Raw genomic sequence first — 23,987 nt, forward strand, 5'->3', positions numbered from 1 at the left:
AAAGTTATGCAGATCGATTATAACGGATTTCCAGCTCTTTAAGCATTTTGACGCCTTTCGGAAACTGCATCTCCTCCAATATGGCATACACTTCCTCGAAGCTCTTCGTAATCTCGGTTTGCTTTCTCTGCTCAATTTTTGCCCGCTTTTCCTTCTTAAACAGAAGATCAAGTTCATTCTTTAAGCCCTTCTGGCTGACACCGAAAATTTTGAGCATCAGGCTTGCGGATTTATCACTTGGGGTCAGAAAATTGATTTCAGCGCATTTATCCAAAATATAGTAAAGCAATACAAGCCCTCGGGTGGAAAGCTGCTCCTGCTTGCACTTCTCCGCCCATATCCGCTGATTCCCTTCGAATTCGGCTATCACAGTTTCCAGTTTAGGTAAAAAATCATTGGTAAAGGCTGGGCGGTATAATAGGATATATAAAGGCAAATAAAGTAAAATCCCAACGACTAGAACTATGAGAAGGTATGATAAGTTAAAGGCGGCCAGTATTACCAGGAATGCAACTCCACAAATAGCAACCAAAGCCGCATAATGACCCAAGGCCCAAAACCAAAAGTCGTTGACTAATTTCCGCCGAGTTGCAGCTATCGGCCAACAATCAAAATGTTCCTGATGCTTTTCATGGGTTCGGCGGAATTGAAGGGTTATATATTCGTAATCCGCCGGTTGTTCAAATAAGATGAAAGATTTCAATCGCTGAAAATGAAGTAAATCCATATCCTATTGATTTATATCAAATTAGTCGAACTTCATAGAAATCATATTATTGAAAACTGAATATTTTAGCAGTCCAAATAACAATAATCCATTATATGCATTCCATGTAACAACTTCCGCATTTAATAGTTCTTTGTTTCTCAAATACTCTGAATGAAAAATTTCTATTTAACCTTTTTCAATGCATTCAAAAAAACCTCATTTGTTGATCTTTCAAAAATTTTCTTAAGCGCTGTCCAGTACTCTTTTGTTACTAATTTTGAAAGTCCGCTGCAAATTACAACTGCAAGCTGTTCCTCAAAGTTAAACCACTTTTCACTAATTATTATTTCTGTGCGGGGAGAGTTTAAGTCTAAATCTCTCTTGCCGCATACGTCAACAATTAAAATCATTGGAAAAGGAAAGGATATTTTGACTTGATTTGCGGTTCTTCTCCATGATTCAGGGAAAAGTGATGACGGCACCTCAATTCCATGTAATGATATTCTAGACTTAGATATTGTCAATTCTCTTGTTGAACTGTCCTTTTTTATTCCACCATCATCATTAATAGTTATCGAATTGGATTCTTGTGTTATAGAATTCGTTGAAACCCAAAGTTTTTTTTCAAGGGTGTAATTCTCATTTTCAACTGTTATGTCAATTGAAGTCAAGTCAATGTTTTCAACTGGCATACCGTGACGTTCTAAAATCGCAATTGATGCGGAACCAATGATGCCGTCTTCCTTTCCGTCCAATGGAATTTCGATTATCTTAATATTCTCGTTGTAGTCCCATGAATAATCTTTAAGTGACGTAGTCTTAACACTTTTAAAACTGTTCTCGTCTCTTACTTGTTGATGTGATGTAGTATGTATATTGATCCTGAAAGGTGGATTTGGAATCACATTTTCTACAGACTTTATGAATACTTCTTCCGTCATATTTTGCCATGGATTCCGAGCTTTTCTCAGAACGAGTTTTGTGGTTGTCCCTGGCAATTCTCGCCTACCGTCCCTAATCCAAAAAATGCTTTCTTGTCCTTCGACTGTGATATTTAGAGCATCACTTGACTTATGTTTGGCATAAACTCTTTTAGTATCAACGATCAAAGTGTCCGCGACCATGAAACAGGATAAAATGCCGATCCCAAATCTTGAGGTAGGTGTAAAATCTGCATTTGACTCAGATTTTAAATTAAAAAATTCAGTTGACTTGTAAAACGAAGATCCTACTCTTGAATAATAATTGTCAATTATATGTTGATCCATTCCAGTACCATTATCAATAATTTCAAGAACATTATCAGTTCCCTCTAAATAGTACTTGACATAGATTTCAGGGTTGTATGGGTTTCCCCATTTTCTTTCCTGAGCTTGTCTTAACAGGCAAGCATCAATAGAATTTTGCAACAGTTCCCTGAGTGCCACTTCTGGATTGCCGTATAGCTTTGTACCCATAAGAAGATCAATAACTTGACGCTTACTTAAATTAAACTGGGTATCTCGATATAAATATAGTGGTTGATTATGAATATTCTTTTTTGTTGTTATTTTATCCCGGTTTACTTTAAATGGAAACTTAACAGCGATATCTCGGTTTTTAGATTTATTAAACTCATTAAGAGAAGAGGCAACGTTATTACACATGCTTAACTCATGATCAATAATATCGCAAAACTGGTGTATTGACGCCTCAATAGCAGGGTGAGTACATTTAGCGTTAAACTGAATCAATTCTGAACTAATTTCCCACGCCTCAACAGCGCGATGCTTATTCCACTCTTTCAAAGATATTGGATCTCTTACATACAGATGGGAATACAAAATAGATGGTGTTCGCTTCGCATCAAAATCTAAAATATCGGCTAACCGTAAAATCACTCCAATCAGTGGTAAGCAAGCAAATGCATTTTCAGCACATAAATAATTCTTTTCAAGATCAAGAAGATTTAACGCATCTTCATTGTGTCCGTAGCAAATTTGAGCGAATTCAACTGTAAGGTCGGTATCACGATAAACAATTTTCCCATTCCAGTCTTTTTCAATTATTTCTCTTGCCCTGTCCGCATGAGTTTGCCGGATAAATTCTGTTATTAAATAAGCCTTTATAGTATCAGCATTTGCTACCTTTCCTCGATTAATGTTGCGTTCGATTATTTCTCGTTGTTCCGGTCTTGCTGAATAGAATCGATAAAAATCATTATAGCTATTCCTATCCTCCTCGTCTATCTCGGGCTCACTATCCCAAATTCTCCTCCAGGCCAATACCTGCCTTTCATCAGGAGCCATACCAATATCGTGAAAGAATGCACACAAAACTAAAAGCATTAATTCCGGAGTTGAAAAATTCCGTATAGTTTGGGCAGGGAGCAGTTTTTCCATCAGATTTAAAACCCTGAAAAGGTGATCTCCATCATGGAGTGTAAACTCACCCATGTGTTTGATGATTGTCTTCGTTCGCTGAAAAGCATATGATACGGCATTATCAACTAAGGCAATTACTTCTGGTTCCTTGTCCTTACACTTAGCTTTCAACGTAGCATAAATTTCACTCTTTTGAAGCCGTAGTAAAAATTCGTCTTTGTAGTCGTTTGCCATAATTTTAATTCATCGAATTAATGAAAATAGTATTCAGAAGCAGGATTAATGTGTAATAATAATAATTGCAATAGATATGGTTACTTTGATGATTCAGGAAATGCACAAAAATAACTTAACCTCCTATTAATACTTGAACATAAATATGCATTAGGCGGCTAACGTCATTTTAAACAACAACTTCATCATAAATAATTAAAAGAGTTAAGCAACGAGCAAAGATTTCGTTACAAAACTCTATATATTCAACAAATGACCAAACTTTCTCCGACTTACCGCCTTTACCAGTTTTAAGTACAATCTTCTGTTTTGCTTTATTAATTTTCGCAGTTTTGTGATGAGTGCCATTCCTCAGTGAAGCATCATAGAACTGACCAAGAATTGCCAAGTTGGCATTGCCAGCAAAGTTGATACACCTTTTGGCCTTATCCGTTTCCAAATAAGCCTTTAGTGTGAAGCCAGGGGTAGCGAATTGATCATAATTATTTCTGGATAAAAGGTTGTTAATTACAGTAGGAATAACCGCTAAATCTCCATATACTTCATAAAAATCACCATAAATCCTCTCGATTTTTTCCCATTTTGCTGACGATGAAAGTCCTGATGGTTTATTGCCTCTTTTTTGTTCTAGCAGCGTCGAAAGCAACTCCGATTCAACCGACCTATATTGATTCATTATTTCATACAACTTATGGAACATAAATTCATCTCTGTACCCTTCCAAAAAAGTTTTTAATTGCGGATAGTTTGGGTGAGCCTTCGCTAAGGCTAATTCCTTCCTGAATCCATCAATAAGTGATTTCCATTTCCCTTCCAAAAACACTTCAGCAGCGCTAATCACTTTATCTAGCAGTATGCGCTTAATTTTTGTTCTGTCTGTTCCAAACTTTTTCTCTAATAGAGGCCAACGCTCCTCAGTCAATAGCCTGAAATCCTCCTTACATTCATCCCATTTTGAAATAAATTCAACATTACTCACTTGTGCGTGTCTAAAGGCTTTGAGTTCTTCAAGACCTTTTTGTTTTATCATAAATTCAATTGATGGGAAATAAGTGGGATCGGATTCTTTTGACTCATCAATGGATAACTCGGGATGAAGGTTTATAACCTGGGCTGTATTAGATTCTTCTACTTCCTCGATATTATCTAGTACAAGTTTCCTATTGCCATCGTAGCCATACGTTATTGAAATACCACATGTTTTGCAGTAAAAAGAAGAAGATTGGGGAAAATTTCCTCCTATATTATAGCGAATACGATACTGATGATCACAATTCACGCACTTGTAATAGTTTCCGACTACCATACTTGTCAAATTAGGAAGGGATAATTAGTATGTATACCCTTAAGTTAGTTTAAATTTTGGAAAATAGATATTCTAAGCGTGTAAGTCAGCTAAGCACTTGTTAACGGGCGAGAAGAACTAAAGGGAGTGAAGAAAATTAAATTCAATTATGTAAATTGAGATGTGCTGTTAACCTCCGTAAAGATCATTGAAAACAAAAGGGAACTCGACTAAATACTCGACTAAAAACAGAAAACCCGCGCCAAGCGCGGGTCTCTTCTAAATCGTGCGGACCGGACGGGACTCGAACCCGCGACCTCCGCCGTGACAGGGCGGCATTCTAACCGACTGAACTACCGATCCATTTCCCCTTTCGGGGCAGCAAAGAAAAGATTTAATTTTTAATTGACCAATTTTTCGCGCGGAAATTTTCTATCAATCAAAAAGACGGGCGAAATGATTTTCCAGGTGGTTGCGCATCGCGTTGCGGAACAGCTCCGGGGAGCCGTTCTGCAGGATATCCACCAGGCCCTTATGGCTGACGAAATTACGAACGGTGGATTGCTTTCGCAGCAGGCCGCTGTGATGCACATAATCAAAAACGGGCAACAACATTTTCTGGAATTTCTTCAAGGTGGCGTTGCCGGTGATCTCGTATAGTTTTCCGTGGAATGCGATCTCCTGGCTGATATTGAAAATATGATTTTCTCCCACGATTGCCGGCTCGCTGTTCACGATATTATTCAGGTCTTCGATGTCCTGCGGCTGGAGGTTTTGAAACAGCAGGTCGGCCATCCCGATTTCCAATACGAGGCGAATCTCAAATATATCGCGGAGCGTCTCTTCACTGAGAATGTAGGGGTTCATGCTTTTGCCCAACAGCCCCAGGATATCCGGACTGGTAATCACCGCCCCTTTCTTCTTTTTAGACTCGATTAAACCCATGAGCCGCAAGCGCAGCAGCGCTTCCCGCACCACCGTTCTGCTAACCCCCAGCGCTTCCGCCAGCTCCAGTTCCGTCGGGATGGAATCCCCCACTTTCAGCTTGCGCTCCTGCAACAAAGCCACCAGATTAGCCTCCACCTTGTCCACCAACGAACTGGTATCTACCGACTTCAAACTGTCCTTAATATCGATGAGGTCCATAATATGTATTACTTATAACGCAAATATACTCAATGCAGTTGTAAATCCACGGAAATCAATCGATTTCAATTTTCCGCCATTAACGACTGCATATCAATTGCTTATGTCATTCTCTAGTTGAAATTATGTTAAGGATCCCCAAAAAGTCGATTTAAAATTGGCTTCTTCCCGGATTTGATTACTTTTGTTATGTTATACATAATACAACCAAAATTCCTTTCCATTATGAAATTCGCTTGCTTAAGGGGCCTCGTCTTCCTGACCTGCCTCCTCACCTCCCTCACCGCCCGGCCACAATCCGGGCCTCTCACCGGGAAAGTCGTTTCCGGAGATGATAACACCCCTCTCATCGGGGTCACCATCGTCATCAAAGCCAAAAAGAAAGCCGTCCAATCCAACGACAAAGGCCATTTCTCCATCGACGCTCAACCCGGAGACGTCCTCTCCGTTTCCTACATCGGATTCACCCCGCAGGAAATCACCGTCGGACAAAACCGCCAACTTAACATCGTCCTCGCCTCCTCCGCCTCCCGGATGGATGAAGTAGTCATAACCGGCTACGGTTCGGCCAAAAGATCGAAACTTACCTCCAGTATCGCCAAACTGGACAACAAAATTCTCGAAACCGGCCTCCGCTCCAACCCTGCTCAGGCGCTCGCCGGCACCATCTCCGGCGTTCGTGTAGCCACCGGCTCAGGCAGGCCCGGCGCCATGCCCAGCATCATCCTCCGCGGTGGCACCAACTTCGACGGGTCCGGCTCCCCCCTCGTTGTGATCGATGGCCAGGTGCGCGGCTCCCTGAGCGACATCAACCCGGAAGATATCGGCTCCCTCGAGGTATTGAAAGACGCATCCGCCACCGCCATATATGGCGCCCGCGCCTCCAACGGCGTGATCCTCATCACCTCCAAACGCGGCAAAGCCGGCACCTCTTCCATCAACCTCCAGGCGAAACGCGGCTATGCCTACATGAACTCACCCTACAACTTCCTCTCCGCGGAAGACTATATTAAATGGACCCGCCTGGGCGTCGTGCAAGCCATCAAAAACGGTACCCTCGCTCCCTCCGCCCTCTCCGCAGTCGGCCCCCGCGGCACCGGGAACCTTTATAAAGACGGCGCCGGCAACATCCTCGACGGCAACTACGACTCCCGCGCCATCTGGAGCACCATGCGCCTCAACGATATTAACCGCGAACTCCTCAGCGCCAACAATGGCTGGAAAACCATGACCGACGCCGTGAAAACAAATGCCGCCGGCGATTACGATCCAAATGGCACCAACGCCGAACTCATCTATAAAGACTTTAACTACGGCGACTATGCCTTCAAATCACCCGCCGTTACCCAGGATTACAACGTTGGCATGTCAGGTGGAAACGACCGCGGCAAGTACTACGCCAACCTCGGCTACTTCGACGAAGAAGGCCTTCCTCTCAACGTATTCTACCGCCGCCTCACTTTTACCGGCAACGCCGATTATAAAATCCGCGATTGGCTGACCTCCGAAACCGGCATCCAGTACGCCATGGCGAATTGGAAAGACCAGACCCTCGTGAACGGCGAATCCAACTACTGGGGCCGCATGCTCTCCGCCCCGCCCACCATGCGCGGCACCAACGCCAATGGGGAACTGCTCCTCGGCCGAGACGCCAGCGACGGCAACCCGGTTTACAATGCCGACAAATACATCCGTAAAAACCAAACCGACAAATTCACGCTCACACAGCGCTTCAACTTCCAGTTTACGCCTGACATCTCCGGCCGCATCGGGGCGATCCTGTTCTATGACGAAGGCTTTTATGAAAGCTTCAACAAAGATTACCGCACCGGCCTCCTGAATGCCACCAACCCGAATGCAGGCTGGAACCGCGACCGCGCCAGCAGCGCCAGCTTCGACCGCACCATCAACCAAACCTACAATGCCACGCTCAGCTACAAAAAACAGATAAACCGCCACAGCATCGACGCATTGGCCGGTTTTGAATACTTCGACGCATATGGGAAAGGCGTCAGCGCCAGCGGCCGCCTCGCGCCCACCGACGATTTCATGGACCTGGGCCTGACCCTCAACAACAATCTCACCCAAACTCGCGGCACCGATTCCTACCACAACCGTGAAAGGATTATGTCGGGTTTCGGAAACCTGATGTACGACTGGGACGGTAAATACCTCGCCACCTTCACCGTTCGTCATGATGGTTATTCCCGTCTCCTGGGCAATAACCAATACGGCACATTCCCCGCCGGCTCCGTCGGCTGGATGGCGCATAAAGAAAACTTCCTGAAAAGCGCGGACTGGCTCTCATACCTGAAACTCCGCGCCAGCTACGGCCTGAACGGCAACATCGGCATCGGCACCGCCAACGCCATCGGTTTATACGAACTGCAGGGCGCTTATGGTGCGCAGGCCGCCTACAACGGCATCACCGGCTACCTCCAAACCGCCATTTCAAATCCCAACCTGAAATGGGAAAAAACGAAAACGGCGGAAGTCGGCGCAGACCTCGGGTTCTTCAACAACAGGCTCACCGCGTCTTTCGCGTATTACAACAGGCTGACCGACGACAAGCTCACTTACATCAACCTCCCGACCTCTTCGGGCATCTCATCCATACGCACCAACAACGGCAGTATGCGCAACCGCGGGCTGGAAATGGAGCTTAATTATAAAGTGATCAATAATAAAGACCTTACCTGGTCGGTTGCCGCCAACGCCAGCTGGAATAAAAACATCGTCGTGAAGCTGCCTTTCAACGGCAACGACAAAAACCGCCAGGGCGGCCAGCAGGTATTTGACCCCGCTTCCGGAAGGATGGTATGGGTTGGCGGATTACAGGAAGGCATGGAATGGGGTGAAGTGTATGGATTCGTGAGTGACGGGATCATCCGCAACGATAAAGACCTGGCCGATTACAACAAGATCGACATCGCGGCAGGGGAAGTGCAATACGGTGCAGCGGCCGGCAAACGCGTGGCCAGCCAAAAACTGATCACTGAAAAAGGATTGACCAACCACATCGCCACGCAGCTCGGCGACATGAAATGGCGCGACCTCGACCGGAACGACACCATCGACTACCGCGACATGACCCGTCTGGGCAGAACCATTCCCCGTTGGACGGGCGGCATCAACACCACCGTTTCCTACAAAAACTTTCAGCTGTTCGTTCGTATGGACTTTGCGCTGGGCCACATTCAGCAGGATTTCATGAACATGTGGGCGCTGGGCAGCTTCCAGGGCGAATTTAACGCCACAGATGTGGTGAAAGACACCTGGACGCCGGAAAACCCCAACGCCAAATATCCCCGCTATACCTGGGCCGACCAGCTGAATACCAAGAACTACGACCGTCCCAGCAGCATGTTCTGGGTCAACTCCAGCTACCTCTGCTTCCGCGACGTTTCCCTCAGCTACAAAGTTCCTTCCCACATCCTCAAACCGGCACGCATCAACGGGCTCACGCTCACCGTTACCGGCCAGAACCTGGGATACATCACCAACAGCCAGATCAACCTGCCCGAGCGCACCGGCAACCAGAACAGTGCCTACATCATCCCGACGCAGCTGATCTTCGGCGCCAACCTTCAATTCTGATAAACGAACTCAACAAATTCCGACATGAACAAACTACATTACATATTCCGGGTGCTGACCATCGCCGTCGTCCTCACCTCTTGCCATAAAACACTGGAACTTACGCCTGAAGACTACTTCGGCGATGGTAACTTCTGGAAAAACGAAGTACAGGTCACCAACTTCATGGTGGGCCTCCACAAACAGTTCCGCGACAACCAGTTTCAGTTCTTCCGTTTGGGGGAAATGCGCGGTGGCGGTATGAGCAACGTAGACGTCCAGAATACATCGCTCAACGAGCTCCAGATCATCGAACAACGGATCGAAGAAAACTCCGCGGGCGTAGGCGGCTGGGCAGGCTTTTACGGTCCGATCCTCCAACTGAACCTCTTCATCCAGAAAGTAAATGAAGTGGCCTTCCTCTCCGCCGAGAAAAAGAACTACCTCCTGGGCCAGGCGTACGCCATGCGCGCTTTTTACTACTTCCACCTCCTGCGGACTTACGGCGGCGTTCCCATCCGTATCGAACCGGAAGTACTGAACGGCGCCATCGACGTGGTGAAGCTGCGCAAAGCACGTTCTTCGGAAGCAGATGTGCTGGCCCTTGTGAAAAACGACGTGAACGAATCGCTGCGGCTCTTCGGCGCCGCGGCATCCACCGACAAAACCCAGTTCACGCCCAATGCGGCGCGCATGTTGAAAGGCGAAGTATTCCTCTGGTCCGCCAGGGTATACAACAACACCGCCGACCTCATTGAGGCGAAAACTGCGCTGGACGCCATCAGCGGCACCCAACTGCTGCCTGCTTTCGCCAATGTGTTCGCATACAATAATAAAGGCAATAATGAAATCATCTTCGCGATCCGCTACCGCGTGGCGGAATCGGAAATGAGCGTGGGCACCTTCACTTATTCCACCTTCAACTTCAACGGCCTGCATTACAAAGATTCGCTGGTAAGCGAAGGTGTGGGTAATTTCCTGACCGATCCGCTGAAGATCGCCGAAACAAATTCGCAACAAATTATCCAGCGGTACAGGTATACCTTCGAGCTATTCCAGTCTTACGACGTTGCCGACACCCGCCGCAACGCCACATTCTACGACTACTACAAAGTGACTACCAGCTCCACTCCATACGTGGTGACCGTCCGCAACACGGCGCTGGTGAAATTCCTTGGTACCATCGACGCCAATAAGCGTTACTTCGCCGACGACTGGCCGGTTTACCGCGAGGCCGACCGCCAGCTGATGCTCGCAGAGATCGCCAATGCACAAAACCAGGACCCCACTACATACATCAAAGCCATCCGCGACAGGGCTTATGGCCCCGGCAACGATCCGGCGCCTTTCGTAAACAGCAGCCAGGACGCCAATGAACTGGCGATCTTCCGCGAGCGGAGCAAGGAATTCGTTTTCGAAGGCAAGCGCTGGTACGACCTGCGCCGCATGAAAGTAGCCGGCGAGCCTTTGGTGTACAAATCCGCCGCCCATCCTTTCGGCGTACTGGATAAAGCCACCCAGGGATACAAGATCCTCTGGCCCGTGGAGCCCGCCATCTGGACCAACGACCCGCTCGTGAACCAGACACCCGGCTACCTCACTGCCAAACCGCAATAACCCGATTATCATCACAACGATTCCAGAAAAATAAGCATGAAACATTTGCAAGGACTGATTGCCGCTCCCTTTACGCCCATGGATGCGACCGGAGCTATAAACGGGAAACTGATCCCGGAGTATTACCGCCTGCTGAAAGCCAACGGCGTAACAGGCGCTTTCATCTGCGGGTCTACCGGCGAGGGGGTTTCTATGACCATCGCCGAGAAAAAAGCCGTTACCACCGCCTGGGTGGAATGTAAAAAAGGCGACGATGATTTCACCGTGATGCTCCTGCTCGGCGGCACCTGCCTGGCTGATTGCAAGGAACTGGCGCTGCACGCGCAGGCCGCCGGTATCGACGCGGTTTCCTTTACAGGCCCGTTCTACTTCAAGCCCGCCAGCGTGGAAGCCCTGGCCCAATGCTGCGCCGAGATTGCCGCCGTGGTGCCGGATATGCCGTTTTATTACTATCACATCCCCGTCCTCAACGGCGTCCACTTCGCCATGATCGATCTGCTCAAAGCTGTAGACGGCCGGATTCCAAATTTCGCAGGGGTGAAGTATACGCATGAAGATTTCATGGACTACCTCTCCTGCATGCATTACCAGAACGGGAAATACGATATGCTCTGGGGCCGCGACGAAAACATGCTTTCCGCCCTCGCCATCGGCGCAAAAGGCGCCGTGGGCAGCACGTTCAATTATGCCGCGCCTTTGTACCACCAGCTTATGAAGGCTTTCGCAGACGGCGAATTGGAAAAAGCCGCGCAGCTCCAGCAGCAGTCGATCGATATGATCCGTTTGCTGGGCAAATACGGCGGCATCGCCACCGGCAAAGCGTATATGAAACTGATCGGGTTGGACTGCGGAACATTCCGGCTGCCCGTTTCCAACATGAGCCAGGCGCAGTTCGCGCAGTTCGGGGCGGATGTGGAGGCCCTGGGCTTCGATCATTATAAATCCCGGCCAGCGGCCAAGACTCACTCCTGATCATCATGCGATTTATCCGAGACATTCGATTCATGCTTACAGCCAGCCTGTTTTTTTCCTGGATCCATAAAGGGCAGGCGCAACAACCGAACCATATCCGGTGGGATGTTGCCGCCAAGCTGCCCTCCCTGCCCGATGGCGCCCCGCAACCTGGAGTTGCGGGGGCCTTCACGGGCATCCATAACAATGCATTGCTGATTGCCGGCGGCGCCAACTTCCCCGACGGGATGCCCTGGGCCGGAGGCGCCAAAGCCTACCGCAGCGAAGTGTACGTCATGCGCGGCGATACCGTAACCGCATTCCCGCTGGGGAAACGCCTCGCTTACGGTGCCAGCGCTACTATTCCAGACGGCGTTGTTTGTATCGGCGGAGAAAATGAAACCGGCCCCCTCGCGCAAACGTTCCTCCTCCAATGGCATGGATCGCAGGGGCGGGTGGTCGCAAAAGACCTGCCGCCATTGCCTTTCCCGCTAACGAACGCCACCGCCGCCGCCATCGGCTCCACCGTGTACGTGGCCGGCGGAGAAAACACCGAACGCGTTTCCGATGCTTTCCTTTCCATCGATCTGGCTGCCGCCAACCCCGCCTGGAAAACGCTCACCACCATTCCCAAAGCGCTGTCGCACAGCGTGATGGCAGCGCAATCCGATGGATCGAAAACGAAGCTCTACCTCCTGGGAGGCCGCGCGCGCACCGATTCGGGCATCAGCGAGCTATGCTCCCAGGCCTGGAGCTACGACCCCGCCCGCAACCAATGGTCGCCCATCGCGCCCATCCGCGACAACAACGGCGTCACTAACCTGTCCGCCGCCACCGCCGTGTCTACAGGCGCCAGCTACATCCTCGTTACCGGCGGCGACAAAGGCAACATCTTCCGCAACATCGAAACCCTCAACGCACAAATCGCCCGCGCCGAAGGCGATGAACTGGCCCGGCTGAAAACAACAAAACTTAACATCCTCGAGCATCATCCCGGTTTCAACACCGACCTGCTGCTGTACAATACCATCACCGACACCTGGACCGTCGCCGGGCAACTCCCCTTTTCCCCGCCCGTAACCGCCACCGCCGTGAAGTGGAACGGCGACATCTACATTCCCAGCGGCGAGATCCGCCCGGGAACACGCACGACGGACGTGCTAAAAGGCTCCATCAGCAAGCCCTCCTACTTCTCCACCACCGACTATATCGTACTGGCTTTGTATTTCCTGGGGATGATCGCCATCGGGTTATGGACTTCCCGCCACCAGCATTCCACCGCCGATTACTTTAAAGGCGGCGAAAAGATCCCCGGATGGGCCACCGGGCTGAGCATCTTCGGCGCCAAACTCAGCGCGATCACGTTCATCGGCATTCCTGCAAAAACCTACGCCACCGACTGGTCCTACTTCTTCCTGCTGATGACCATTATTCTCTGCATGCCGGCCGTGGTGCGCTTCTTCATTCCATACTACCGCAAACTGGGGGTTACGTCATCTTACGAATACCTGGAAAAACGATTCAGCTATACCGTCCGTTCCGTGTCGGCGGGCATGTATATTTTGCTGCAACTCGGGCGGATGGGCATCGTAATCCTCTTGCCGGCTATTGCATTGTCGGTTGTAACGGGAATCGATGTGAAATTGAGCATCCTGCTGATGGGCGCCGTGAGCCTGTTTTACACCGTGCTTGGAGGCATCGAGGCCGTGATATGGACGGAAGTAGTGCAAGTGATTATTTTGCTGGCGGGCGCGCTGCTGGCGCTGATCCTGATCCCGATGTCGCTTACGAGCGATACCGCGGCTGTGACGCAGACGCTTGAACAATACAACAAACTAAAGCTGTTTGATTTCCGGTTTGATTTTTCCTCCGCCACCTTCTGGGTGGTGATCATCGGCGGATTTACGCTCAACCTGATCCAGTACGGCTGCGACCAGACGGTGGTACAGCGCTATCTCACCACGCCCGACGAGCAAACCGCCGTGAAGAGCCTCCGGCTGGGCGCATGGCTGACGTTGCCTTCCACAATTATATTTTTCGCCATCGGCACGCTACTCTTTTTGTTTTACCGGGATCATCCCGGGCAGGTGAACATGGCGCTGGACGCGCAGGACACGATTTTCCCGTGGTACATCGTGACGCAGTTGCCTGCCGGGGTGGCCGGGTTGGTAATCACCGCGATTTTCGCGGCGGCGATGGGCAGTTTGAATGGCAGTCTGAACGGTGTGTCTACCGTTTTTGTGAATGACTTTTTACGCCGGTTGTCGCCGGGAAAGGAAGATAAATATTATCTCCGCTCCGCGAAAATCACCACGCTGCTCGTGGGGATCGCGGGCACGGGGATTGCGTGGTCGATGGCGGAACACGGCGCCACTTCGTTGTGGGACCAGTTCAATCTCATCCTGGGATTGTTCACCGGCGGTGTGGGCGGGCTCTTCGTACTGGGAATCTTCACACGCCGCGCAACGGGCGCCGGCGCTGTGGCGGGATTTGTGGTGAGTGCGGTGATACAGGTAATACTCCTTCGATTCACATCCATGCACCTGCTGATGTACGCTTTTACAGGGCTCGCTTCCTGCGTGATCGCAGGATATGCGTGGAGCCTCGTATTTCCGAAAATGCAACAGATTCAGGGCCTCACTATTCACCGATAAAAATGAACCTTATGCGATACAATATACAGGAACTGGAATCGCTACGCGATTTTTACGCTGATCGACTGCTGAACAACACCGTCCCGTTCTGGTTCCCCCGATCCTTCGACTACGAGCACGGCGGATTCCTGCTGATGCGCGATGCCACGGGAGAACTCATCGACGATGACAAGGCGGTCTGGATCCAGGGGAGGGCAACGTGGTTACTGTCGACGTTATACAATACCGTGGAAGCAAAACCGGAATGGTTGGAAGGGGCGAAACTGGGATATGAATTTCTTATCAACCACTGCTTCGACACCGACGGCAGGATGTTTTTCCATGTAACGAGAAATGGCGCGCCCATCCGTAAGCGCCGTTATTTCTTCTCCGAAACTTTCGCCGTGATCGCCATGGCGGCATATTCCAAAGCCTCCGGCAACGAAGAAGCAGCCACCCGCGCGCGGGCGCTATTTGGCAAATGCGTGGAATACGCCACCACGCCCGGTCTGCTGGAACCGAAGTTTGAACCGACGCGCCCGGCCAAAGGGATCGGCGTTCCCATGATCATGCTCAACACCGCGCAGCAGCTCCGCGACGCCATCGGCGATCCGCGTTGCGATGCGCTTATCACCCAATGGATCGGTGATATTGAAAAATACTTCGTCAAAGATGACATCCGCTGCGTGATGGAACAGGTAGCGCCCGACGGCAGCATCATCGACCACATCGACGGCCGCACCCTCAATCCCGGTCACGCCATCGAAGGCGCGTGGTTCATTTTACAGGAAGCGGTACACCGCAACAACGATCCCCAGCTCATCAGCCTGGGCTGCCGCATGCTCGATTACATGTGGGAACGGGGATGGGATACCCAACACGGCGGCATCCTCTATTTCCGCGACGTCTACCACAAACCGGTTCAAGAATACTGGCAGGACATGAAATTCTGGTGGCCTCATAACGAAGCCATCATCGCCACGCTTCTCGCCTACCTCGTAACCGGCCACCCGAAATACGCGCAATGGCACCGGCAGGTGCATGCCTACGCCTACACCCGCTTCCACGACAAGGAACACGGCGAATGGTTCGGATACCTGCACCGCGACGGCTCCATCGCGCAAACCGCGAAAGGCAACCTGTTCAAAGGCCCGTTCCACCTCCCGCGGCAGGAATGGTATTGCCGGCAATTGCTGACCGCGCATCTGCAAAAAAGCAGCGTATGATCCGGAGCCTCGCATACCTGGTTTTCTTTCCCGCGCTGGCTTTCGGGCAGCTTAAAACGGATCCTGCCTGGATGGATCACATGGTCCTCCAGCGCCATCAACCCATTACCGTTTCCGGGAAATCCACTCCCGGCGAAACAGTGCGCCTCACTTTCAAGGGGCGCTCCGCATCCGCGCGTACGCTGCCCGACAGTACCTGGCGCATCCGCATCCGGCCACTGCCTGCCAGCGCCACGCCTGCCGATATGCTGATCCAGGCAGGAAAAGCGCGCATCACGCTCCGGGATTTGCTCGTGGGCGACGTCTGGCTGTGCCTGGGGCAATCGAACATGGAATTCCCCATGCGGAGCGAGGCGCATTATGCCGAAGCGCGTAAAAACTTAAATGGTCAAAACATCCGGTTTTACAATCCGAAGTACGCCGGGAAAGGTATTTACAACCAGCCATTCCCCGACAGCCTGTCCCGCCTGCTCGACAGCGGCGGTTTCTATACCGGCGGCGCCTGGCAACCCTGCGACACGGCATCGATGCCCGGCATGAGCGCCGTAGCCTATTATTTCGCGGAAAAGGTAACGCAGCAGGCAGGCGTGCCCGTTGGACTGGTGCATCTCGCCATCGGCGGCGCGCCATTGGAAACGTTCATCCCGAAAGAAGCCCTGCTGGCCGATAGCGGCTTCGCGCGGAAAACGCGCGGCAACTGGCTGGATAATCCAGCCCTTCCGGACTGGTCGCGGGAAAGAGGGCGCCAGAACCGCGGGCATACCGAAAGCCCCGAAGGCCCCGCGCACGGTTACCAACCCGGTTTCGCTTTCGAAAAAGGATTGCGCGCATGGACAAGCACCGCCATCGCAGGCATTCTCTTCTACCAGGGAGAAACCAACGCACAGGAAACGGCGCGCGTTGCGGAATACGGGCAGTTGTTCGCTTTGATGGTCAACGCCTACAGGGAATACTGGCCCGGTGCGCCGTGCTATTTCGTGCAGCTTTCCTCGATCGACAGTACGGGCTACCGCTCGCAGCTTTGGCCGCAGTTCCGCGACGGACAGCGGATCATGTTGCAACACATCCTCCGCTCCGGCATGGCCGTTTCCAGCGACGTGGGCGCCCGCAACGACGTACATCCCACCAACAAGCGGATCGTTGGGCAGCGGCTGGCGGCCTGGGCCTTGTACGATTATTATGGAATGAAAAACGTGGTACCCTCGGGCCCATTGGCCGAAAAGGCAGTATATGCCGATGGTACCGTGACAATATTTTTTACATGGGCGGAAGGGTTGAAGCCGGCGGATGGCGCCTGGCTGAAAGGGTTCTCGCTGGACGGAACACATCCCGCGGAAGCGAAGATCCGCGGGAATACCGTGGAAATCCGGTCTCCCGAAAGGCCTGCTTTCGTATATTACGGATGGCAGCCTTTTACGGGCGCGAACCTCGTGAATGCCGCCGGCTTGCCGGCTTCCACCTTCCGCCTCCGTATCGAACCTTAAAAAATGATCATGATCTACAGGTATTTACTTTCTATCGTCATTTTGCTGTTGGCCCGGCATGCCGGCGCGCAAACGTTTACGCCCGTTTTCACCAGCGGGCAGGAAGGTCATAAGAGTTACCGCATTCCCGCCATCGTTTCCGTCGGCGGCAAGTTGCTGGCTTTTGCGGAAGGCCGCGTCGACCATGCCGGGGATTTCGGCGATATCAATATCGTATTGAAAGAAAGCGCCGACGGTGGAAAAACATGGAGCGCGCTGCGGACGGTCGTGGATTACAGCAACCTGCAGGCCGGCAACCCCGCGCCTGTGGCGGACCTTACCGATCCCGCGTATCCCAAAGGCCGCGTCTTCCTGTTTTACAATACAGGCGACAACCATGAAGGAGAAGTGCGGAAAGGAAAAGGGCTCCGCGAAGTGTGGTACGTCACTTCTACAGACGGCGGCATCAGCTGGTCGGCACCGGTAAACATCACCACCCAAACCCACCGGCCCAACATGCCCGACAGGAATCCGGCGTACAATTTCAAGGAAGATTGGCGCAGCTATGCCAACACGCCCGGCCACGCCATGCAGTTCGCCGACGGTCAGTTCAAGGGCCGCATCTTCATTTCCGCCAACCACTCCGCCGGCAAACCCATTGCCGATTTCTCCGATTACAAAGCGCATGGATATTACACCGACGACCACGGCAAAACCTTCCACCTCAGCGAAACCGTAGCGATTCCCGGCGGCAACGAAGCCATGGCCGCGCAGCTGAAAGGAAACCGGATGGTGATGAACATCCGCAACCAGCAGGGCCGCGACCGTTACCGTATTATCGCTGAAAGCAGCGACGGCGGGCAATCGTGGGACACCACCTACTTCGACCGCCAACTGCCCGATCCCGTGTGCCAGGGTTCCGTGCTCAGCGTCGGAAATGGCCGCAAACGCACGCTGCTATTCTGCAACAACGCAGATACCGTGCAACGCAACAACCTCGTGCTGCGCGTGAGCCGAAACGACGGCAAGCGCTGGTACAAAAACATTACCATCGCCCAACGCCCGGATAATCCGCGCCGCCATTCGCATACGGCGTATTCTGACCTGGTGCCCACCGGCAGAAAGAAAGTAGGCGTGCTGTTCGAGTACGACGATTACAAACAGATCATGTTTACCAATATCGCTTATTGATCATGAAATTCCTCTTTCCACGGCTGATAGCCGCATGTTTGCTGTCTAATCCCCTGCATGCGGGCGCCACTGCGCCATTATCCCATGCTGAGGTTATGGAAAAAAGCATCCCGCCCTTCTGCCGGAGCCGGCGGAGCTGGCCTGGCGCGACGCGCAGTTCAATTTATCAACCTGCATGGCTATTATTTGCGCCGATCCCGCTTTGCGGACCGAAGCCCAGCGCCTGCAAGCCTCGCTGCGTGCGGAAGGTTTCCGCAACATCCGGCTGCTGGCGAAAAGCAAGCAGCGGGAACGGGTGATCATCCTGGAAAAGGCCGCCGTCTCCGCTCCTGTGACTACAAAGGAATCTTACACCATTGACGTGAGCGACGAAGCGGTAAAAATTACCGCACCTTCCGCCCACGGCGCTTTCAATGCATTGCAAACCCTCCTCCAGCTTACTTCCGGCGGTTATGTACAAGGCAGCGCCATCCGCGACTGGCCGGCTTTCTCCTGGCGGTCTTACATGGTGGACGTGGGCAGAAACTACCAGCCCATGGATCTCCTCAAGCAGCAGATCGACGTGATGAGCCGGTACAAAATGAATGTGTTTCATTTTCATTTCACAGAAGACGTGGCCTGGAGGCTTCATTTCAAGCGCTACCCGCAACTCACCGAAGCGCGGCACATGACCCGGCAGAAAGGGAAATTTTATACGGAAGAAAATCTCCACGAACTTATCCGCTATTGCCGCGAGCGCCACATCGTACTGGTACCCGAAATCGACATGCCGGGCCACAGCGCCGCATTCCGCAGGGCAATGGGCTACGATATGCAAAGCGATTCCGGAATGGCCATCGTAGCGCAGATCGTGAAAGACTTTTGTAAAGAATACGACCTGCCTTACCTGCACATCGGCGCGGATGAAGTGAAGATCACCAACCCGCGCTTCCTGCCGGAAATGACGCGGCTGGCGGAAAGCATGGGCAGGAAAGTAATCGGCTGGATGCCCGGCGGTAACTTCCCAGAAAGCGTGATCCGGCAATTGTGGTCGGAAGGATCGGTAGATCATGGCAACGACTCCATTCAATACATCGATTCGCGCCAGCTCTACATCAACCACATGGACCCGCTGGAAAGCGTGATCAGCATCTACCAGCGCCAGTTCTGCAATACGCCGGCCGGCAATGCCTCCGCGCTCGGCGCCACGCTCTGCCTCTGGCACGACCGCAATGTGGCGGCGGAAGAAGATGTGATGACGATGAACCCCGTTTACCCTTCGCTCCTCGCTTTCGCGGAGCGCGTTTGGAAAGGCGGCGGAACACCGGGCATCACGGTGGCGATCGGCCCGGGTATCGCGGCGGAATTCGCCGGGTTCGAGCAGCGGCTGATCGCGCATAAAGTACGGTATTTTGAAGGGATGCCCTTCACTTACTTCCCGCAAAGCGGCCAGCAGTGGCAGTTATACGGTCCATTCGCCAATGGGGGCAACACCGCGCAGGAGTTCGACACCGCCAGCGTCCGTCCATCGCAGACGGCCACCGGCGGCACGGTGATCCTCCGGCACTGGTGGGCGCCCAACCTGCAAGGAGTACTCGCGGCTCCCGCAGAAAACACCACCTGGTACGCATCTACCCGTATCTGGAGCGACCGCGACGGAGAAACTGACTGCTGGATAGGATTCCACGATTATTCCCGTTCCCACGCATCCCTGCCACCCATCGCCGGCAAATGGGACAACCGTGGCAGCAGTATCCGCGTGAACGGCGCCCTCATCCCCCCGCCCGTCTGGGCAAGCGCAGGCAAAACCATCACCCTGGAAACACCTTACACCAACGAAGGGTACGCCTACCGCGCTCCCGCGAAAGTATACCTCAAAAAAGGCTGGAACATCGTGGAAGTGAAGGCGCCCGTAGCCTCGTTCAAAGGCCGCGACTGGCAGAACCCCGTGAAATGGATGTTCACCTTCCTGCCTTGCCGCAACGAATAGCAACCTACGTGATTGGCGCCACGGGCAGGGTAAAAATGATTATCATTGTACCATGTTCCACCGTTCAGCCATTATTGCCTTTTTACTCCTCCCCGGCGCGCTGTGGGCGCAGGAGTGCAAACGCGCGCGGGATTACGGCATCCATATCGGCGTGATGCAACCCGGCGCGCTCAACGCCATCACTGACGTGCGCGGCGTGAAGGTCGGGCACACCACCCTCGTGAAAGGCGATTCCATCCGTACCGGCGTTACCGCCATCGTCCCCGCGGAAGGCAACCTGTTTCAACAGAAAGTACCGGCGGCGATATTCGTCGGCAACGGATTTGGCAAACTCGCCGGCATCACACAAGTGAATGAGTTGGGTAACCTGGAAACGCCCATCGTGCTGACCAATACCCTCAGTGTTCCGGTGGCCATGCAGGCCGTTGCCGGGCTCACGCTGGCCGAAAAAGGGAATGAAAATGTGCGGTCGGTAAATGCGGTGGTGGGAGAAACGAACGACGGCTACCTCAACGACATCCGTGGCCGGCATGTAACCGTCGCCGATGTGAACGCCGCCATATTATCCGCTGCCGCGGGAAAAGTAACAGAAGGAAACGTAGGCGCGGGAACAGGAACGATCTGTTTCGGGTTCAAAGGCGGCATCGGCACCGCTTCCCGGAAACTGCCCGCCAGTCTGGGCGGTTACACGGTTGGGGTGATCGTGCAAAGCAACTTCGGCGGGGTATTGTCGATCGACGGTGCACCGGTAGGCAAGGAACTTGGCAAATTCGATTTCAGCAATCATTTATTGAATAATGTAGACGGCTCCTGCATGATCGTGGTGGCTACAGACGCCCCCATCGACCACCGGAACCTGATGCGCCTCGCCAGCCGCGCCATACTAGGGCTTGGAAAAACCGGCGGCATCGCTTCGAACGGGAGCGGCGATTATGTGATCGCGTTCTCTACCGCCGAAGAGCTTCGTATCCCGCACAGCGGCAACCAGTCCCATCAAACGGTAACGCTGCTGCAAAACGAAGCCATGTCTCCATTGTTCCTGGCCGCCATCGAAGCCACGGAAGAAGCCATCATCAATTCGCTGTTCGTGGCCACATCGGCGAAGGGCCGCAATGGCAACGCAGTGGAAGCGCTACCTTTGCAACAGGTTTTGCCTATTCTCCAAAAATACAACCGTTTGCAACCATGAGCCATGCCATCATCAACGGCGCCATCGTTCCGGAAAACGAAGCCAGGGTACTGATCTCCGATTTGTCGATCCAACGCGGGTACGGCATCTTCGATTATTTCCGCGCACGCGCCGGGCAGCCCGTTTTCCTGGAAGACCACCTCGACCGGTTTTACCATTCCGCTTCCGTTATGCGGCTCACGCCGGAAGTCGACCGCGAACGGCTGAAACATTTGCTGGCGGAACTGATTGAAATTAACGGCGCTCCCCATGCCGGGGTCCGCATCACACTCACCGGCGGCTATTCCGAAAACGGATATACGCCGGCCACGCCCAATCTCCTCATCACGCTTGCGCCCTATTACTACGATCCCGCGGGTTTCGACAAAGGCATCCATCTCGTGACGCACGACTTCCAGCGCCAGCTCCCCGAAGTGAAAACGATCGATTATCTCCAGGCCATCTACCTGCAACCCTTTATCCGCGAGCACCAGGCCGACGATGTACTGTATCACCAAAACGGCTCCATCCGCGAATGCCCGCGCGCCAACTTCTGGGCCGTGACGGAAACCGGGGAACTCATCACGCCCGCCGACCGCGTTTTAAAAGGCGTCACGCGCAAGAAGATCCTGGCGATGAAAGACCTCCATCCTACGGAGGCCACCCTCCCGCTTTCGGCGCTGGCCAATGCCCGCGAAGCGTTCATCACCAGCACCACCAAAATCGTGACACCAGTGCTCCGGATCGACGGGAAGCCCGTTGGCACCGGGGAACCCGGGCCTGTTGCGAAAGAGATTTATAAAAGATTATTGGAAATGCGGGGCGGGTTTGAGTGATTACTGATTGCAATGCTCCCTGACTTACTTTATTTCTCCACCATCTTCAAACACCACACGCCCATCCGCGTTCTTCAGTTGCACCTGCTGAATGGAGCCGATGCCCGCGAAGGATATCCGGATGCCGTAGAGCTTTCCGATGGGTTGATCGTATGCGATGTTATATAATGGTTTATCGTTGACGGTCAGCTCGGCGTGGCGGTCCTTCACGCGCAGGTGCACCGTGCCACCGTTGGTGAGATCGGTGCCTACGGGACTGAGATCCTCCTGCCGGCCGTCTATCCGTTTTTCGGAGAAGACCAGGTGCGCCCAGGATACGCAGCCGGGTTTCATCAATAATATCTCATGCCGCGATTTTTCACCGTACAGGGAGATGATCACCTGCGAACAGCGGATCCCCGGCCGCAGGGCCGACGTGGCCAGCCTGGCATGCAACTCGAAATCGTCGCCCGTTGCGTCCAACTCCCGCGTATTCACATAATCCACCAGGAACGTATGCAAGGTATCCACGCCTGAAGCATGCAGCTCCCGCGGTGTCACCGACATCCCGCCAGGCCCGAACGCGGGCGCCTTCAGCGGGTAAACCCTCGTGGTATCCAGGTAAGACCAGGCGGTGGCCGTCCATCCGTTGGTTTTCAGGTACACCGGCATGGTATCTACCGGCCGGTTTTTATAATGCAACACCGCGTAGTACCGCGCGGGCATTTCATAATAATGCGTGAGCACGGCTCCGGGCCGGATAGGCTGTTCGCGCGAGCGGTCGCCGAAAGCGATGTGGAACCGGCTGCTGTCGCCTTTGAAATGTTCCGGCAACCGGATGCGGAAAACGGCGGAATGGGGATTGCCGCCTACGGGATTGCTGCAAATGAGTTTCGCCGCCACTTCCGGTTCCGGGGCGTTGCGCACTTTTTGCCACCATTGCCACCCGAAGATTGCGCAGGCACCGGCCATCAGGAGCAAGGCGGGCCACCAGCTGATCAGGGGCGCCCGGGGCTGGGGAAGTTTGGTGGGAGGTCCGGGCACTACTTCTCCCGCACCGCGCCCCTCGCCCGAACGCGCGGGCCGCGGATGCTTCTCCACAAAATCATCCCAGTCCGCAAAACCGGCGTATTGCGCCAGCCCGTCGCGGGTAGCCTTCTGGGGATAATACCTTTCCGTGGTTTTTAGTTTCCCGAAAATCCTTTTCAACGTGCTCGGGCTCAGCTGGATCCCGGTATGCCGGCTCAGGATCCCACTCAAACGAAGGTAATCGCCATTCGTCCACGACCCGATTTCCGGATTGCCGAAATTGCCGGCTACATACCGGCACACCATATCTAAATGATAAAACGATTCCTTGTGTTCGTATTGTTCCATCCCGGTCGCCATTGGCAGGCTTGCATTTGTAGTTGGTTGCTCCGGGCCGTGGCGCCCGTTGCGGCCAAAGATAATTTACTTTTCCAAATATGGAAATCCAGCCCTTTTAAATCGGTTGCATCCTGATCTGCAACCGCCACATCACTGCTTCACATGAAAATTTGCCGCATAAAAAACGGAATTACTTGTTCATTTTACATCTTTCCTATTTTATTAAAAATTGATTTTCACTATGTTAACCTGTTCAAAGTTTTGATTGGGGAA

At 52.5% G+C, this 23,987-nt stretch carries 15 protein-coding genes and 1 tRNA gene; 10 read left to right on the forward strand and 6 right to left on the reverse strand.

Going from position 1 to position 23,987, the window contains the following annotated elements; all coding sequences use genetic code 11:
* Positions 1-4: 4 nt before the first annotated feature.
* The 5 genes from WJU16_RS08285 to WJU16_RS08305 form a co-directional block, all read right to left on the reverse strand.
* A complete protein-coding gene (locus WJU16_RS08285) occupies positions 5-727 on the reverse strand; it encodes a hypothetical protein (RefSeq protein ID WP_341837852.1) in 723 nt (240 codons plus the stop codon).
* Between the two features lie 164 nt (positions 728-891).
* Positions 892-3,306, reverse strand: coding sequence for an ATP-binding protein (locus WJU16_RS08290; RefSeq protein ID WP_341837853.1), 2,415 nt, complete (start codon positions 3,304-3,306; stop codon positions 892-894).
* A 169-nt stretch (positions 3,307-3,475) separates the two neighbouring features.
* The gene (locus WJU16_RS08295; protein WP_341837854.1) at positions 3,476-4,612 is read right to left on the reverse strand and encodes a hypothetical protein; all 1,137 of its coding nucleotides are present in this window, start codon (positions 4,610-4,612) and stop codon (positions 3,476-3,478) included.
* Between the two features lie 268 nt (positions 4,613-4,880).
* Positions 4,881-4,954, reverse strand: a tRNA-Asp gene (locus WJU16_RS08300).
* Between the two features lie 72 nt (positions 4,955-5,026).
* A complete protein-coding gene (locus WJU16_RS08305; RefSeq protein ID WP_341837855.1) occupies positions 5,027-5,737 on the reverse strand; it encodes an FCD domain-containing protein in 711 nt (236 codons plus the stop codon).
* A gap of 225 nt (positions 5,738-5,962) precedes the next feature.
* Here WJU16_RS08305 and WJU16_RS08310 point away from each other — a divergent pair, with 225 nt between their 5' ends.
* The 10 genes from WJU16_RS08310 (at position 5,963) to WJU16_RS08355 (ending at position 22,367) form a co-directional block, all read left to right on the forward strand.
* Positions 5,963-9,334 carry a SusC/RagA family TonB-linked outer membrane protein gene (locus WJU16_RS08310; RefSeq protein WP_341837856.1) on the forward strand — a complete coding sequence of 1,124 codons (3,372 nt, stop codon included), beginning with the start codon at positions 5,963-5,965 and terminating at the stop codon, positions 9,332-9,334.
* Between the two features lie 24 nt (positions 9,335-9,358).
* Positions 9,359-10,930, forward strand: coding sequence for a RagB/SusD family nutrient uptake outer membrane protein (locus tag WJU16_RS08315; protein ID WP_341837857.1), 1,572 nt, complete (start codon positions 9,359-9,361; stop codon positions 10,928-10,930).
* Positions 10,931-10,966: 36 nt separating this feature from the next.
* Positions 10,967-11,902: a dihydrodipicolinate synthase family protein gene (locus WJU16_RS08320; protein ID WP_341837858.1), complete on the forward strand. Its 936-nt coding sequence runs from the start codon at positions 10,967-10,969 to the stop codon at positions 11,900-11,902.
* 5 nt (positions 11,903-11,907) lie between these two features.
* Positions 11,908-14,535, forward strand: a complete 2,628-nt coding sequence (locus tag WJU16_RS08325; protein ID WP_341837859.1) for a sodium:solute symporter family transporter — start codon at positions 11,908-11,910, stop codon at positions 14,533-14,535.
* A gap of 11 nt (positions 14,536-14,546) precedes the next feature.
* Complete coding sequence (locus WJU16_RS08330) at positions 14,547-15,740, forward strand: AGE family epimerase/isomerase (protein WP_341837860.1); 1,194 nt, start codon at positions 14,547-14,549, stop codon at positions 15,738-15,740.
* Positions 15,737-17,224, forward strand: coding sequence for a sialate O-acetylesterase (locus tag WJU16_RS08335; protein WP_341837861.1), 1,488 nt, complete (start codon positions 15,737-15,739; stop codon positions 17,222-17,224). The genes WJU16_RS08330 and WJU16_RS08335 overlap by 4 nt, the downstream gene beginning before the upstream one ends.
* Before the next feature lie 9 nt (positions 17,225-17,233).
* A complete protein-coding gene (locus WJU16_RS08340) occupies positions 17,234-18,394 on the forward strand; it encodes a sialidase family protein (protein ID WP_341837862.1) in 1,161 nt (386 codons plus the stop codon).
* A 118-nt stretch (positions 18,395-18,512) separates the two neighbouring features.
* Positions 18,513-20,363, forward strand: a complete 1,851-nt coding sequence (locus tag WJU16_RS08345; protein ID WP_341838653.1) for a family 20 glycosylhydrolase — start codon at positions 18,513-18,515, stop codon at positions 20,361-20,363.
* Positions 20,364-20,415: 52 nt separating this feature from the next.
* A complete protein-coding gene (locus WJU16_RS08350) occupies positions 20,416-21,552 on the forward strand; it encodes a P1 family peptidase (protein ID WP_341837863.1) in 1,137 nt (378 codons plus the stop codon).
* Positions 21,549-22,367, forward strand: coding sequence for an aminotransferase class IV (locus tag WJU16_RS08355; protein ID WP_341837864.1), 819 nt, complete (start codon positions 21,549-21,551; stop codon positions 22,365-22,367). Before WJU16_RS08350 ends, WJU16_RS08355 begins: the two co-directional genes overlap by 4 nt.
* 24 nt (positions 22,368-22,391) lie before the next feature.
* Here the strand turns inward: WJU16_RS08355 and WJU16_RS08360 are convergent, their stop codons facing one another.
* A complete protein-coding gene (locus tag WJU16_RS08360) occupies positions 22,392-23,723 on the reverse strand; it encodes a hypothetical protein (protein WP_341837865.1) in 1,332 nt (443 codons plus the stop codon).
* Between the last annotated feature and the right edge of the window lie 264 nt (positions 23,724-23,987).

This window comes from Chitinophaga pollutisoli (genome assembly GCF_038396755.1).
Lineage (GTDB): Bacteria > Bacteroidota > Bacteroidia > Chitinophagales > Chitinophagaceae > Chitinophaga > Chitinophaga pollutisoli.

Excerpts from the sequence above, each read along its gene's own strand:
- WJU16_RS08355 (WP_341837864.1), top strand. The coding sequence starts at position 21,549 with ATGAGCCATGCCATCATCAACGGCGCCATCGTTCCGGAAAACGAAGCC.
- WJU16_RS08360 (WP_341837865.1), bottom strand. The coding sequence starts at position 23,723 with ATGGAACAATACGAACACAAGGAATCGTTTTATCATTTAGATATGGTG.
- WJU16_RS08295 (WP_341837854.1), bottom strand. The coding sequence starts at position 4,612 with ATGGTAGTCGGAAACTATTACAAGTGCGTGAATTGTGATCATCAGTAT.
- WJU16_RS08290 (WP_341837853.1), bottom strand. The coding sequence starts at position 3,306 with ATGGCAAACGACTACAAAGACGAATTTTTACTACGGCTTCAAAAGAGT.
- WJU16_RS08350 (WP_341837863.1), top strand. The coding sequence starts at position 20,416 with ATGTTCCACCGTTCAGCCATTATTGCCTTTTTACTCCTCCCCGGCGCG.
- WJU16_RS08310 (WP_341837856.1), top strand. The coding sequence starts at position 5,963 with ATGAAATTCGCTTGCTTAAGGGGCCTCGTCTTCCTGACCTGCCTCCTC.
- WJU16_RS08340 (WP_341837862.1), top strand. The coding sequence starts at position 17,234 with ATGATCTACAGGTATTTACTTTCTATCGTCATTTTGCTGTTGGCCCGG.
- WJU16_RS08330 (WP_341837860.1), top strand. The coding sequence starts at position 14,547 with ATGCGATACAATATACAGGAACTGGAATCGCTACGCGATTTTTACGCT.
- WJU16_RS08335 (WP_341837861.1), top strand. The coding sequence starts at position 15,737 with ATGATCCGGAGCCTCGCATACCTGGTTTTCTTTCCCGCGCTGGCTTTC.
- WJU16_RS08320 (WP_341837858.1), top strand. The coding sequence starts at position 10,967 with ATGAAACATTTGCAAGGACTGATTGCCGCTCCCTTTACGCCCATGGAT.
- WJU16_RS08285 (WP_341837852.1), bottom strand. The coding sequence starts at position 727 with ATGGATTTACTTCATTTTCAGCGATTGAAATCTTTCATCTTATTTGAA.
- WJU16_RS08315 (WP_341837857.1), top strand. The coding sequence starts at position 9,359 with ATGAACAAACTACATTACATATTCCGGGTGCTGACCATCGCCGTCGTC.
- WJU16_RS08305 (WP_341837855.1), bottom strand. The coding sequence starts at position 5,737 with ATGGACCTCATCGATATTAAGGACAGTTTGAAGTCGGTAGATACCAGT.
- WJU16_RS08325 (WP_341837859.1), top strand. The coding sequence starts at position 11,908 with ATGCGATTTATCCGAGACATTCGATTCATGCTTACAGCCAGCCTGTTT.